This is a genomic window from Citrobacter sp. TBCS-14 (assembly GCF_005280805.1).
Taxonomy (GTDB): Bacteria; Pseudomonadota; Gammaproteobacteria; order Enterobacterales; family Enterobacteriaceae; genus Citrobacter; species Citrobacter gillenii.
Map to the genome: position 1 here is coordinate 484,558 of NZ_SZWM01000185.1, position 14,980 is coordinate 499,537.

The following is a 14,980-nucleotide window of genomic DNA, read 5'->3' on the forward strand; positions in this document are numbered from 1 at the left end:
TAAATCACACCAGTTGCTGCCCAAGGATCGCAATATCACGTTTACGCGATAGCATGGCATAATTCAGCAGCGTCCCACCGCACGCCGTCATTCCCCCCAACAGCGCCGCCAGAATAACGATCATGGATTTCGCGGGGCCGTCTTTTTTCACTGGCAGAGACGAGGCAAGTTGATATTTAAACGGTGAGAATTTGACGTCACTGACATTCATCGCCAAGAGCTGTTCAACGTGATACTGGCGGTTACGCAATTCACCGTTGATCTCTGCTACATCGGTTACTGATTTTTCGATTTCTAATTTACGCGCGATGCCATCCGCACCCAGCGAAATAGAGAAATCAGGATCGTCCTTCACGGCTTGTCCATTACTGTAAACCGGTTTTTTGATCCCAGCCGCATTCGCAATTTCGAGTGAGTAATTCAATCTCTGAATGTTTGCATCCAATTGATTCTTCAGTCTGATTCGGTCCATCGCCAGTCGTTCTTTCTCAAAGCTGGTTTTGATGGCCAGTTTATTGCGAATATTCTCCAGCGTTTCTTTCACAACACGGTCAGAAATAAACTGGATATACCCTGCCAGCACGGCCTGCGCTTCTTCAGCCAGCGGTGCGGTAAAGCTTAGCGTCCACGCGGTATACAGCGAGGTTTCATTCTTCTTACCCTGATTTGCATCAACCGCTTTCATTTTTTCACTGAGGCGTGCTATCGCCCGATGCAAATTCATTTCGTCTATATCAGCGCCTTTCAGTTGATCCATCACATAAGGTGAAGAGCGCAGGTACTCTTCCAGCAGCGATGGCGACTGAAATTTCTTGATAAACAGGTTAAATACATCATCACGGCTTACGTTAATATCCATATCGAGTACGCGTAAACTGGTCAACGTATTCTCGAGTCCTTGCCACTGTACAGCTTCGGCCGGGGTGACAATTGCCTCACTGGTCCATTTCTGCGGAAGCAGGAAAGACACCAGAATCCCCACACAGGCAAACGCGAAGACGGTAGCAATAATCTTGTTCCTGGCGCGCCACAAAATCTCGAGCAGGTTGAATAAATCAATTTCATTACCGCTTACCGTAGTCTGCGGATACGCAGCTAATTCTGAATCATTATCTTTCTTTATTTTTAATGATGACATGTTGTGTAACCTGAAGTCTTCGCTATAGAAATGTGCTTCTGTAGGCGAAGTCTACCAGCTAGTCAGAAATTTCCGAAACACTCTTTTCTTCATACTGGCTACCAAAAATAACATTCAGCATTTATTAATGCCTGCAATCAAGTCTCACTGACACAAAAAAACAACTCCATAACATTTATCTTGCATTATGGAGTTACTAAAATCATACAATAACCAAATATTTCCTATGGATGATTATCGATTAGTCCATTTATTATCGGCCCAATACTCTCAAACGCTGTCGGGGAAATAATATCAACGTGCGCGCAGTCCTGACGGTAGATATCCAGACTGGCTATCCACGGCGACCAGCTGTGTTCAGGGCTGACGCCCTGCGGTAGCGTACGTTCGGCCACAAACAACGTAGCATGACCGTCAAAAGCCACGCTGTGCGCGGTGGTTAACAGACGCACCGCATCGGCATAGTTACCTTCAATGGTGCTAAACAGCGTGTCGGACGCATTGCCCTGCTGGGCCGCCAGAAACGCCTCGCGTTCGCGTTCGATTTCCGCCAATACGGCAGGATCCAACCCATTGGCCTCTTTTTCCTGCCAGTTTTGCGTTTCCGGCGGCCAGGTATCCAGCAACCCCAGGAATGCAACCTTCTCTCCCCTGGCCTGCAAGCGTGCCGCAATACCCTGCGCCAGCGTGCCGCCCAGCGAATACCCCAGTAAATAGTAGGGGCCGTGAGGCTGCTGCTCCAGCAACGTTTTAAGATGGTATTCACAGACCTCATCGAGATTTGCTGCCGTCTGCATCGGCCCACTAGGCCGTGGCGACTGAATGCCAGTAATTGACCACTCAGGGTTCAAATAGCGCGATAACACGCTAAACTGCCAGGCAAAGCCGGACGCTGGATGGAAACAGAACAGCGTTGGGCCGTGGCTGGTGCGCAGCGGTAGCAGCGCTTCAAACCCCAGTTGCTGTGACTGTGCGTCATCGTTGCTGTCCAACAGCGTACTGAGTTGTTCAACGGTGGAAGCAACCATCACCTGCCCTGGCGTCACCTGACGTTCAAATACGCGGCTCAACTGCGCCGCCAGCTTCATCGCCAGTAACGAATGACCGCCGAGCGCGAAGAAGTCTGCTGCTACATCATTAATTTCACAGCCCAGCAGCGCGGAAAAGGCCTCGGCAATGGTGGTCTCCGTGCCCGGGTATGGCGCGCGTCCTGCCGTGCGCGGCGTCAACTGCGGCATCGGTAAGGCTTTACGATCCAGCTTACCGTTGGCGCTGAGCGGTAACTCCGCCAGCTGCAATAACACGGACGGCACCATATGCGCAGGCAGCGTTTCACGCAGTCTCGCCTGTAGTGCGGGAATATCCAGCGGTAACCCCGAATGCGACACCAGATACCCGACCAGCTGGCGCGCATCGCCGCCGGTAGCTACCGCCTGATTGAATACGCAGGCATGAGCCACGGCATGCTCGACATCCGGTAGCGTCTGCATTACCCGATCAATCTCACCCAGTTCAATGCGCTGCCCGCGAATTTTTAGCTGGTCATCGCTGCGCCCGAGGTATTCCACCGCACCATTATCCAGCCAGCGCGCCACGTCCCCGGTACGGTACATGCGTTCACCGGGCGCAAACGGATCGGCAATAAAACGACTTGCCGTCAGGTCCGGGCGGCCCAGATACCCCTGCGCCAGTTGGATCCCTGTCAGGTACAGATCGCCCGCCACGCCGACGGGCACCGGGCGCATCATGGCATCAAGGATCCGCAGGCCCGTATTCCAGACCGGATAGCCAATCGGCACGCTGTTACCGGTCACGGCGGCAAGCGCATCTCCGCATGCCGGGTACCAGCTGACATCCACCGCCGCTTCGGTCGGGCCGTACAAATTGTGCAGCGGTGCGTGGGTCAACTGTTCCCACTCGCGGCATAGTTCTGCTGGCAGGGCTTCACCGCTGCAGAACACCTGCTTCAACGTGGCGCAGCTTTCCCGCGCCGTCTCCGGCGTCAGCGAGGCAACAAACGCCGCCAACATCGACGGTACAAAGTGCGTGGTGGTCACGCCATAATGTGCAAAGAACTGCTGCATCGCCAGCGGGTCACGATGCGCCTCAGGCTCCGCCATCACCAGCTTTGCGCCCGCAATAAACGGCCAGAAAAACTCCCACACCGAGACATCAAAACTGCATGGCGTTTTTTGCGCCACCACATCATCGGCGGTCAGCGGATAGTGATTTTGCATCCACAACAGGCGGTTAACGATGGCGGTTTGCCCCACCATCACCCCCTTTGGTCTGCCGGTCGAACCCGAGGTAAAGATGATGTAAGCGGTATGCTCTGGACGCGATAACGCCAGCGGGACGCTATTTTCCGTTGGCAGCGGCGCGTTATAGCACACACTGTCCAGCCCAGGAATATCGCGAAAGCGGGACAGCTGTTCTTCGGTAGTGATCAACAACGTAGGACGTGCATCTTCCAGCATCATCCGCAGACGATCGTCCGGATAGCCGGTATCCAGCGGCAGCCAGGCGGCACCCGCTTCCACAATGCCGTGTAATGCGAGCGTCAGGAACACAGAGCGCGGTAAGGCCACAGCAACACTGTCGCCTGGTCGCACGCCGCGTTCACGCAGCACCTGCGCCAGTGCAACAACCTGCTCACGCATTTCGCGGTAGCTGAACTGATAGCGAGCGTCGGCCAGCGCCGGCGCATCCGGTGTTTTCGCGGCCTGTTCCGCCACCAGCGCGCTGAGCGTGGTGAACGGAATATCAATCGCCGTCTCGTTTATTTGCGCCAGCTGTTCTTGCTCTGACGGCAACAACATATCGGCATCGCCGCAGCGCAGCGCCGGGTTGTCGGCAAACTGGCCCATCAGCGCGGTTAAACGCGACGCATGTTGCGCCAGCGTCGCCTCATCATAACGCTGTTTATTGGCGAGAATTTCAATGCTCAGACCGCCGTTTTCATCCGGGAACAGCGCCAGTTCCAGATCGTTAACCGGCCCGGTCGCCAGCGTATGGGTTTGTGCCTGGATGCCGGGAAGATCCAGCTGGTAGTCAAAGATTTTCACGTTCAGTACCGGACCAAACAGCGCCTCTTCACCGGCCGCTCGGCCGCCGTCGCGCACAATTTGCTCCGCATCATAACGCTGATGACGACGCATCTTCTTGAGCTGCCCGGCCAGTCGTTTCGCCAGTTCAGGTAGGCTTTCCGCGGCATCAAGATGCACACCGAATGGCAGCACATTCAACACCGGCCCGGTTGCCGTTAGCGCCGCCGACCCCATGCGGCGCATGAAAATAAACCCGGCGGCATAATCCATCCGGCTGCATAAACGCCCCAACCATAGTGCCACCAGCGCCAGTGCTAAATCCGCACGCTGAATGTCAGGCATGCGCGCGGCAAGCTGGCGGAATACGCCGTCGGGGGCGGTCAACTGCATGCGAATAATATCCGCGCTGGTCGCCCGGCCCGGCAGGGGTTTGCCCGACAGCGAAGCCGGTGGCGGCAACTGCTCTCGCTGCCCGGCCCAGAATGCGCCGTCACGTTGATACGCCTCGCTGTGGCGATACTGCTGATACTCTTCCACCACCTCGGCAAAAGGGGTAAAAGGTGATTCCGGCGTCGGTTCGCCGTGCTGCCATGCGCGGTAAATGGCGGCTATCTGGCGGGTGATGGCAGGAAAACTGAAACCATCCACCAGCAAATGATGATAGCGCTGATACCAGTACCAACGGTTATCTGCCACTTGAATAAGTTGATGGCAGACCAGGGGTTTTGCGCCATCGGCACGAATGTCTTGCTGCAAGTCAGCCTGCATCAACGCCCGAGCGGCGTCGTGCGGACTGACCATGTCACGGACATCGATAATCTCGGGTTGCGTAAAAGTGAACGTTGGATCAACCCACTGCCAAACCTCGCCGTTGTCTTCGCAAAACCGCATACGCAGGGTATCAGCATGCCCCAGACCGACGACAACCGCTTTCGCCAGCAGCGGTGCGTTCAGTTCCCCGGTTAATTCCACGTAGTGCGCGACGCTCCATGCTGAAGGCAACGTGGAGAGTTTTTCCGCCATCCAGATCCCCGGCTGGGCCGCGACTAACGGTAAGCGCTGAGTCATTCTGCCTCCTGTACATCGGCATAATTTGCAGGTGTTAGCGTGGTCCAGTTTTCCGCGAGCCATTGCTGGCAGGCTTCCTGGGATTGCGGTTCGCATGCGATGGCCCAGCCAGCAGGAAGCGAGCACTGCTGCGGCCAAAGGCTAAACTGACGTTGGGGATTTTGCAGAATGTAAAACTGACCCTGCGGGTTATCGAAAGGGTTACTGAATTCCATACTCAACTCCTGTCGTGGAACATCGTCCGGTTAAATCGCGTCGGTGAGCGGCTGCCAGAGCGTCATCAGCCCGTGCATTAAGCCGCCGCGCCAGCAAAGCGCATCGTGTCCACCTTCAACCTGACGCCAGAAAATAGACCGTGGTGCATGCGGTAACTGTGCGAAGAGCGCCTGATTCGCGCGAAAAATAATCGGTTCACGAATTCCGGCTTCCAGAACAATACGCAGCCCCTGCGCGCTCAACGTTCCTGCCCTCAGTTGTTCAATCACGATCCCATCCTGATGCCCTGCGCGATGCGGCCACCAGTAAGATCCGGACTGACTGAGCACGCAGCCAAAACGTTCCGGCCAGTTCAGACCGGCATACAGCGAGGACAAGCCCCCAAAGCTTTGCCCGGCGACGACCGTGCGCTGCGGATCGTCACTGAACGCGGCAGTCGCGTTCACCAGCGGCAGTAACTCCTGTTGTACCGCCAGCCAGAAATCGGCATTGCACGGCAGCTCGCGACTGCGATGAGGCGTATCGATGGCATCAATCAGGAGATAAACGGCAGGAGGGAGCAGATGTTGTCGCGTCAGTGAGGTCAGCGCGGGCCAGACCGGCATGCTGTGCGCCCAAAACTGTCCGTCCAGCAGGACTGCCAGCGGACGTTCCCCGGGATTTGCCTCGCCGGTGGTAAACACCCACACGCGGCGCGTATTACCTAACCTTTCGCTGTGCCATTGCAAGCAAAGCGCTGGTGAATCCGGAGGTTGGGGACTGTCCCAGCCAGGCTGAACGGGGGCGTCGGGCATTTCCAGCGCTGAGACCGCATGCCCGCGCCCGCCTTGCCAGCTTTGAGGATTGAGGGGATCGGCGATGGCCTGCGGCAGCAACTGTCGCCAGCCTTCGCGTAATAACGTTCTGTCCGGAGTGTCGCCTGCGTTCAACGTGGCAAAAATGTCGTCTCGTGTAGAAGGGATGAAACAGTAACTGCCGCGCCAGCGGGCGTTCAGGGTAATGCTCCAGCACCAAACATCTGTACCGTCAATACGTTGCATCGACTGGGGAACGGCATTTTGATGGTGGTCGGTCACGCCGGTAATGTAGACCCACACGCGACGAATTGTTGAGTGTTTTTCCGTTCCCTGCGGGTCACGCCACCAAAACGTCACGCGGTAATCGCCGCTGTCCTCACGCACCCATTCCGGGCCATTTTTTGACTGCCACCACGCCTCACTTCCCATCATTAACGCCGCCACCGTCATAACCCCATGTTTATTGTGCAATTTTAAATCTAATCGTGAAATATATTGATAATATTATTGATAACTATTTGCATTTGCAATAGCGTATTGTCGCGCTGTGGGAAGCGCGTACAGTTTTTCACCACTCATAAACCGACCTGGCGCTGCGAACTTTTTCTGGAACGGATGGTTTTCGCAGGAGCGGGCGACATCAGGCCAAATGCCCCACAACGGCACATTGGTTCACGTGGCTAAAAGAAAGCAGGACATACAATGAACAACAAGATTCATTCACTGGCCTTATTGGTCAATTTAGGGATTTACGGGATAGCGCTGCCAGCCATGGCAGAAGATAAAACCGATAGCACCGCCGTCTCGCATGAAGATACCATCGTCGTTACCGCCGCCCAGCAGAACCTGCAGGCGCCAGGTGTTTCCACCATCACCGCTGATGAAATCCGTAAGAATCCTCCCGCGCGCGATGTGGCGGAAATCATCCGTACCATGCCTGGCGTTAACCTGACCGGTAACTCAACCAGCGGCCAGCGCGGCAACAACCGTCAGATTGATATTCGCGGCATGGGGCCAGAAAACACCCTGATTCTGATCGACGGCAAGCCGGTCACCAGCCGCAACTCCGTACGTCAGGGCTGGCGCGGCGAGCGTGATACCCGTGGCGATACCGCCTGGGTGCCGCCGGAAATGATCGAACGTATTGAGGTGCTGCGTGGTCCTGCCGCGGCGCGTTACGGTAACGGTGCTGCGGGTGGTGTGGTGAATATCATCACCAAAAAAGGCAGCAACGAGTGGCATGGCTCCTGGGATACCTATTTCAACGCCCCGGAACACAAAGAAGAAGGCTCCACCAAACGCACCAACTTCAGCCTGAATGGCCCACTGGGCGGGGATTTCAGCTTCCGTCTGTATGGTAATCTTGATAAAACGCAGGCTGACGCCTGGGACATCAACCAGGGTCACCAGTCAGAACGTACCGGGACCTATGCCAACACCTTACCGGCGGGTCGTGAAGGGGTCATCAACAAAGACATTAACGGCGTAGTGCGATGGGACTTTGCCCCACTCCAGTCTCTCGAACTGGAAGCCGGTTACAGCCGTCAGGGCAACCTGTACGCGGGTGACACCCAAAACACCAACACCAACCAGTTGGTGAAAGATAACTACGGTAAAGAGACCAACCGTCTTTATCGCCAGAACTACTCCCTGACCTGGAACGGCGGCTGGGATAACGGCGTCACCACCAGCAACTGGGTACAGTACGAACACACGCGTAACTCCCGCACCCCGGAAGGATTAGCTGGCGGTACGGAAGGGATCTTCGATCCGAAAGCGTCGCAAAAATATGTCGACGCCGACCTGAGTGACGTCATGCTGCACAGTGAGGTCAGCATTCCGCTGGATCTGCTGGTCAACCAAAATCTGACGCTCGGTACCGAGTGGAACCAGCAGCGTATGAAAGACATGCTGTCCAACTCGCAAACCTTTATGGGCGGTAATATTCCTGGTTTTAGCAGCACCAACCGCAGCCCGTACTCGGATGCCGAGATCTTCTCTCTGTTCGCCGAAAACAACATGGAACTGACCGACAGCACTATGCTGACGCCGGGCCTGCGTTTCGATCACCACAGCATCGTGGGCAATAACTGGAGTCCGTCTCTGAACCTGTCTCAGGGACTGGGCGACGACTTTACCCTGAAAATGGGCATCGCGCGGGCCTATAAAGCGCCGAGCCTGTACCAGCTCAACCCGAACTATATTTTGTACAGTAAAGGTCAGGGCTGCTACGCCACCGGTTCCGCCAGCGGCATCGGCTGCTACATGATGGGCAACGACGACCTGAAAGCGGAAACCAGCATCAACAAAGAAATTGGCCTGGAGTTCAAACGCGACGGCTGGCTGGCTGGAGTCACCTGGTTCCGCAACGATTACCGAGATAAAATCGAAGCCGGTACCGTACCGTTGAACCGTATTAACAACGGTAAAACAGATATCTACCAGTGGGAAAACATTCCTAAAGCGGTAGTAGAAGGCCTGGAAGGTACGTTGAACGTCCCGGTTAGCCAAACCGTTAACTGGACCAACAACATCACCTACATGCTGCAAAGTAAGAATAAAGAGACCGGTGAACGTCTGTCGATTATTCCGCAGTACACGCTGAACTCCACGCTGAGCTGGCAGGCGCGCGACGATCTGTCCTTGCAGTCCACCCTCACCTGGTATGGCAAACAGCAGCCGAAGAAATACGATTACCAGGGCAAACCAGTGACCGGCAGCTCGGCTGATGAAGTTAGCCCGTACAGCATTGTCGGCCTGAGCGCGACCTGGGATGTCACCAAAAACGTCAGCCTGACCGGTGGCGTGGATAACGTCTTTGACAAACGCCTATGGCGCGAAGGGAATGCCCAGACCACGGGTGATATTGTGACCGGAAATTATATGGCGGGCGCAGGCGCATACACCTATAACGAACCGGGCCGCACCTGGTATATGAGCGTTAACACGCACTTCTGATAACGTTTTTCCCTCTCCTCCATCGAGGAGAGGGAATTCGTGAGCCATCATGCACACAACCCACATTCCACTGTCCTTCGCCAGCCATACGCTGCATCTCGTTGAATTTGCCCCCGACAGCCTGCATGAACACGATCTGCTGTGGCTTCCTCATTATGCCCAGCTCGCAGCCTGCGGGCGTAAACGACAAGCGGAGCATTTAGCGGGGCGTATTGCCGCCGTCTATGCGCTGCGAGAATATGGCAGTAAAGCCGTGCCCGGCATCGGCGAGCGCCGCCAACCGCTGTGGCCACCGGGTCTGTTTGGCAGCATCAGCCATAGCGCCTCGACCGCGTTAGCAGTTGTCTCGCCGCGCCCCATAGGGCTAGACATTGACGCTATTTTTACACCCGACACCGCAGCCGAACTGGCCGACAGCATTATCGACCACCATGAACAACAGGTTTTGCAAGGTTGCCCGGTCCCCTTTCCGCTCGCCTTAACCCTGGCGTTCTCCGCCAAAGAGAGCGTATATAAAGCGTTCAGTGCGCAAACTCGCGGACTGCCGGGCTTTGCCAGCGCCAAAATCATCGCCCTCACCGCCACGCACTTAACGGTGCAAATAATGCCGTCATTTTCGGCAAACCTCGGCGGATTGAACATCAACGTGCGCTGGACCTCACGCGATAACAGCGTCATTACCCTGTGTGACGCTACTTTTTAACAAACTCACCAATCGCCTGATACGTGGCCTGCGCTTCCTGCGGGACTTTATCTTCCAGCATCAAATAGGCATGAGTCATCCCCGGAAAGTGAACGTGCTGTACGGGAATGCCCTCAGCCTGCAGTTTGGCAACAAAGGCAAAATTCTCATCGCGCAACGGATCCAGCCCACCGCTAAAGAGTAATGTGGCCGGAAAATCTTTACGCAATGGAAAATAGAGCGGTGATGCCAGTTTACGATCTTCATCATTCTGGAAATACTGCTGGAAGTACCAGCGTATTTTGCTTTCATCGAGCAGTTTCCCTGTGCCATTTTCCTTCACGGACGGCCAGCCTAACGTGTAATCCAGACTCGGGTAGATCAACACCAGCCGATTAATCAGCCCCGGCTGATGACGGGAAAGCGACTCGGCGAGCGTTGCGCTGAAAGCACCGCCACCGCTGTCACCGACCAGGGTCAGTTGACGCAGATAGGGTATGTGCTGACGCTCGAGCACTGAATAGACACTTTCAACCGCGGCTTTGGCATCGGAGAGACCCGCCGGATACGGGTTTTCCGGTGACCGCCGATAGTCGACCGACACCACCGTGTTGCCGGTTGCCGTCGCCAGATGCCGGGCTACGGGATCGTAGACCTCCACTGACCCACTCAGGTGTCCGCCGCCGTGAATAAACACCAACACCGCTGGCGAACCGGCTAATGACGGACGATAAATACGTACCGGGATGCGACGCTCCCCGGTATCCACTTCATCATTGATGACCGCCGCCATGGGGTCGGAAGCGGTGACGTTGGCTTTGGTCAGCGCCGCTAATCCTGCTCGCGAACTGAGCGTGTCGTAAACCGGTTTATCCGTAGCGGGTTGGGCGGCGAGAAATGCCGCCAGAGGTGCTGGCGGGGCTTGCGTCAGCGGGCCATGTTCCTGTTGCCAGCGTTGCTGATAGCGCTGTTGCTGCTCCTGCAACGCGTCAGCGCTGACCGCTGCGCTGAAAAGACTCGCAGCCATGGCGACTGCGGCGGGTTGAACTAAGGCCTTGCCGGATAACCCGAATCGGCTACCTGATTTCATGGTACGTTCTCTGTTGAACCGTTTCGCGAAAGAGTATAGCCGTTGCTAATAATCTGTCTGAACGGTTATGGCGGATGACGGTGTTATCCCTGCCGACACGCAGCCAGCGACTGACGCTGCTGACCCTGCGCATCAAAGTTTTCCGCGGCCAGCCAGCGTTGTAAAACGGCATCACGTTGTGGCCATTCACCGTCAATCATCGATAGCCAGTCACTGTCGCGGTTACGGCCCTTGCGCACAATTTTCTGGCGGAAACGCCCTTCAAAGACAAAACCTAAGCGTTCTGCCGCCCGTCGCGACGCATCGTTCAGCGAGTCACATTTCCACTCCACACGACGATACCCGAGGGCAAATGCCTGACGCAGCAGCAGCCAGACGGTTTCCGTCCCCAGCACCGTATTTTTCATCCGCGGCGACCAGGTTACATGACCAATTTCGACCGAGCCGTTCTCGCGGTCCATCGCCATAAAGCACACCAGCCCGACGGCGCGCCCCGAGCGCAAATCGATAACCGCGTAGGGAACCAACCCGGCGTCAGTAGATTTTCCTTTTACCCAGTGGGCCGCTACCGCAACGCTCGTCGGCCGCTCGCTGGCAAGCCAGGTCCAGTCACGTTCGTCCGGCGCTTGCGCATAGGCGTCAAATAAATCGGCGGCATGGCTGTCTGCATCCAGCACCTCAAGACGGCAATATCGCCCTTCCAGCACAACCCGAGGCAGCACTGACGCCCCATTCCAGTCCGGCAGGGCATCGCCTACCGTCTGTCCATACAGATTAATTTCCGGCACTGCTCACCCCCGTTGTGAAAGCAAAAAACAGTTATAGCACCTGTCATTTTGCGTTCAAAGCGCAGGATGTGGATTTCCCTTATCGTACGGAAAACCGCCAGTCCTTCTATACTCTAAGGATTTCGAGTTGCAGGAAGGCGACAAGACTGCAAATTCCTGGGAGCTTACTAAAGTAAGTGACCAGGATGAGCAAGCGCTGTCAACGCACCTGCGGCTCGAAAGACGACGAGTAAATACTGATTAAAAATCAACGCTCGAGGGAACGCTATGTCACTACCCGACTTTCATGTCTCCGAACCGTTTACATTGGGCATTGAGCTGGAAATGCAGGTGGTTAATCCGCCAGGCTATGACCTGAGCCAGGACTCTTCCCGACTGATTGACACCGTAAAACCGCAGCTCACCGCCGGAGAAGTGAAGCACGATATCACCGAAAGTATGCTGGAGATGGCAACCGGCGTCTGTCGTAATATTGATCAAGCGGCAGCAGAGTTTTCCGCCATGCAGCAGATAATCCTGCAGACCGCGGCGGAGTATCACCTCGACATCTGCGGCGGCGGCACTCACCCGTTTCAGACATGGCGGCGTCAGGAGGTGTGCGATGACGAGCGCTACCGGCGCAACCTGGAGAACTTTGGTTATCTCATCCAGCAGGCAACGGTGTTTGGCCAGCATGTTCACATAGGTTGTACCCACGGCGACGACGCCATTTACCTGCTGCACGGCCTGTCACGCTTTGTGCCGCATTTTATTGCGCTCTCTGCCGCCTCACCGTATATGCAAGAAGCCGATACGCGATTTGCCTGCGCTCGACTCAATATCTTCTCAGGATTTCCCGATAACGGTCCGATGCCGTGGGTTAACAACTGGCAGGAGTTTGAGGGATTATTTCGTCGACTGGCCTACACCAGCCTCGTTGACAGCATTAAGGATTTGCACTGGGACATCCGCCCCAGTCCGCACTTTGGCACGGTAGAAGTTCGCGTAATGGACACCCCGCTCACCCTCGAGCATGCGATCAACATGGCCGGGCTCATTCAGGCTACGGCCCACTGGTTGTTGAAAGAGCGTCCCTTCAAACATCAGGAGCGTGATTACCTGCTGTATAAATTTAACCGTTTTCAGGCCTGCCGCTTTGGTCTGGAGGGGATCGTTACCGACGTGCATACCGGCACTCATCACCGACTGGCGGATGACACACTTCGATTGCTGGAGCTTGTCGCCCCCTCGGCGGATAAAGTGGGTGCCGCCAGTGCCATTGACGCCTTACACCAGCAGGTAAAAAATGGGCACAACGAAGCACAGCGCATGCGTGATTTCGTGGCCGATGGCGGATCGCTAAGCGGACTGGTGAAAAAACATTGTGAAATCTGGGCGGGGCGTTAAGCGAGGGGTTTGCGTTAGCACAGGAGATCCCGGACAATGGTATTTTAACTCAAGTTTAACAATGTTATGAAACACCCGCTTGAATCACTGATGACCGCCGCCGGGATCCTGCTGTTGGCCTTTCTGTCCTGCCTGCTGCTGCCCGCGCCTTCGCTTGGCCTGGTGCTGGCGCAAAAACTCGTCGCCACTTTACATTTGATGGATCTTAACCAGTTTTATACGTTGCTATTATGCTTGTGGTTTTTACTGCTTGGGGTGATTGAGTATTTTATTCTACGTTTTATCTGGCGACGCTGGTTCTCGCTGGCGGATTAGCCCCGCGAGAACCTTTCGTCGTTAATGCGTACGGCTGTGGTTTTCTTTGCGGTACGCCCCAGGTGGCTGGCTGAACGTACGGGTGAAGATACGCGTAAAGGTTTGTTGCGAATCGAAGCCGTACTTCAGGCAGATATCGTACACTTTCTGGTCGGTATCACGCAAATCACGCGCCGCCAGCAGCAGCTTACGCTCGCGAATGTAGCGCCCAAGGCTCTCGCCTTTATACTGCATAAACAGACGCTGCAGATGCCATTTTGAATATCCCGCGTGGCGGGCAATATCATCAATGCGCAATGGTTGATTCAAATTATCATCAATCCATTCGACAATCGTCTCGATAACTTGTGCAGAAATCGTCATCGTTATCTCCCTTTTTTCATTGAGCCGCTGGCTGCCACCAGGCCGTGAACGGTTGGTCCGGTTCGGACAGTACTACCGGCTCACCCAGCATCGGCGTCAGCAGACGGTAATCTTTGAGACGGCTGGCCAGCGCCAGACGCTTGTAGGGATCGTCCCAGCTATGTTTCGCCAGTACAAAACGACCGGCATGACCGGGCACAACGGCTTTGGCATGGAGATCGGCGGATGCCTGCGCGGTCTCTTCCGGCATCATATGAATGAACTTCCAGTCCTGGTCATATTGACCGTTCTCCATAATCGCCACATCGACCGTGCCGAACTGTTCGCCAATCGCTTTAAAATGCGGCCCGTAGCCGGAGTCTCCACTGTAATAAATATTTTGCTCTGGCGTTTCCAACATAAAGCTGGCCCACAGGGTCTGGTTACGCTTGATGCCGCGCCCTGAAAAATGCCGTGCCGGCAGGACATGCACAATCAGTGAGTCCGTCACTCTGACGGACTGATTCCAGTCCCGCTCTTCAATTATCTCGCTGTTCATTCCCCAGTACCGCAGATGCGACCCGACGCCAAGCGGCGTAATCACCCGCTTAATCTTCGGCATCAACGCCTTTATGGTGGCAAGATCCAGATGGTCATAGTGGTCGTGCGAGATGATGAGCAGATCGATTTCGGGCATGTTTTGAGCCGTCCACGGATACTCCCCGGCAAAGGCTTTATTCAGAAATGAAAACGGCGCAGCGTAGTTGCTCAATACCGGGTCGATCAGAATGCGTTGACCTGCCAGCTGCAAATACCACGAGGAATGACCCAGCCAGACGAGAGTATCCTGCTGCGGTGACAGACGCGCGAGTTCGGTTGCCACCAGCGGCAATGGTTGCGCAGGGCGGGCATTTTCGCGCTTCGCGACCAGAAATTCCCACCAGGCTGCCAGCATGCTTTTGTTGCCGGTGTAACCCAGCGTGGGCACCTGATTATGAAACTGTCCGTCACGGTAGTGTGGTGACTGTTCAACCTCACTCAGTTGTGCCCCTTGCGGCGCCTGACCGAATCCGGCATTGAGTACAAACGGTAAACTTGCAGCTGCAGCAATGAGCATAATAACAACCACACAAACGGTGAGACGCCTCATATC

The 14,980-nt window shown here is 55.4% G+C and carries 12 protein-coding genes; 4 read left to right on the plus strand and 8 right to left on the minus strand.

Going from position 1 to position 14,980, the window contains the following annotated elements:
• Window positions 1–4: 4 nt before the first annotated feature.
• From wzz(fepE) to fes, 4 genes are all read right to left on the minus strand, one after another.
• Complete coding sequence (gene wzz(fepE) / locus FDX22_RS11020) at window positions 5–1,138, minus strand: LPS O-antigen length regulator Wzz(fepE) (protein WP_146717189.1); 1,134 nt, start codon at window positions 1,136–1,138, stop codon at window positions 5–7.
• Between the two features lie 224 nt (window positions 1,139–1,362).
• Window positions 1,363–5,253: an enterobactin non-ribosomal peptide synthetase EntF gene (entF, locus tag FDX22_RS11025; protein ID WP_146717190.1), complete on the minus strand. Its 3,891-nt coding sequence runs from the start codon at window positions 5,251–5,253 to the stop codon at window positions 1,363–1,365.
• Entirely contained in the window at window positions 5,250–5,468 is a 219-nt protein-coding gene (locus FDX22_RS11030; protein ID WP_096757939.1) for an MbtH family protein, read from the minus strand. The genes entF and FDX22_RS11030 overlap by 4 nt, the downstream gene beginning before the upstream one ends.
• Before the next feature lie 30 nt (window positions 5,469–5,498).
• Window positions 5,499–6,716: an enterochelin esterase gene (gene fes, locus FDX22_RS11035; protein ID WP_146717247.1), complete on the minus strand. Its 1,218-nt coding sequence runs from the start codon at window positions 6,714–6,716 to the stop codon at window positions 5,499–5,501.
• 252 nt (window positions 6,717–6,968) lie between these two features.
• Between fes and FDX22_RS11040 the strand changes: the two genes are divergently transcribed.
• Both FDX22_RS11040 and entD read left to right on the plus strand, forming a co-directional pair.
• Window positions 6,969–9,224, plus strand: coding sequence for a TonB-dependent siderophore receptor (locus FDX22_RS11040; RefSeq protein ID WP_115259136.1), 2,256 nt, complete (start codon window positions 6,969–6,971; stop codon window positions 9,222–9,224).
• Window positions 9,225–9,273: 49 nt separating this feature from the next.
• Window positions 9,274–9,927, plus strand: coding sequence for an enterobactin synthase subunit EntD (gene entD, locus FDX22_RS11045; protein WP_186805292.1), 654 nt, complete (start codon window positions 9,274–9,276; stop codon window positions 9,925–9,927).
• Here entD and FDX22_RS11050 read toward each other — a convergent pair.
• Window positions 9,917–10,933, minus strand: coding sequence for an alpha/beta hydrolase (locus FDX22_RS11050; protein WP_186805293.1), 1,017 nt, complete (start codon window positions 10,931–10,933; stop codon window positions 9,917–9,919). The genes entD and FDX22_RS11050 overlap by 11 nt on opposite strands.
• A 146-nt stretch (window positions 10,934–11,079) precedes the next feature.
• Window positions 11,080–11,784: a GNAT family N-acetyltransferase gene (locus FDX22_RS11055; protein WP_117342191.1), complete on the minus strand. Its 705-nt coding sequence runs from the start codon at window positions 11,782–11,784 to the stop codon at window positions 11,080–11,082.
• Between the two features lie 267 nt (window positions 11,785–12,051).
• On the opposite strand from FDX22_RS11055, the gene FDX22_RS11060 reads away from it, so the two are divergent.
• Together FDX22_RS11060 and FDX22_RS11065 are read left to right on the plus strand one after the other, a co-directional pair.
• Window positions 12,052–13,170, plus strand: a complete 1,119-nt coding sequence (locus tag FDX22_RS11060) for a YbdK family carboxylate-amine ligase (protein WP_117342190.1) — start codon at window positions 12,052–12,054, stop codon at window positions 13,168–13,170.
• Window positions 13,171–13,236: 66 nt separating this feature from the next.
• Entirely contained in the window at window positions 13,237–13,485 is a 249-nt protein-coding gene (locus FDX22_RS11065) for a DUF1158 domain-containing protein (RefSeq protein ID WP_146717193.1), read from the plus strand.
• A 21-nt stretch (window positions 13,486–13,506) separates the two neighbouring features.
• Here the strand turns inward: FDX22_RS11065 and FDX22_RS11070 are convergent, their stop codons facing one another.
• Together FDX22_RS11070 and FDX22_RS11075 are read right to left on the minus strand one after the other, a co-directional pair.
• Complete coding sequence (locus FDX22_RS11070; RefSeq protein WP_045440915.1) at window positions 13,507–13,848, minus strand: RamA family antibiotic efflux transcriptional regulator; 342 nt, start codon at window positions 13,846–13,848, stop codon at window positions 13,507–13,509.
• Window positions 13,849–13,864: 16 nt separating this feature from the next.
• The gene (locus tag FDX22_RS11075; protein WP_117342189.1) at window positions 13,865–14,977 is read right to left on the minus strand and encodes an MBL fold metallo-hydrolase; all 1,113 of its coding nucleotides are present in this window, start codon (window positions 14,975–14,977) and stop codon (window positions 13,865–13,867) included.
• Window positions 14,978–14,980 lie beyond the last annotated feature (3 nt).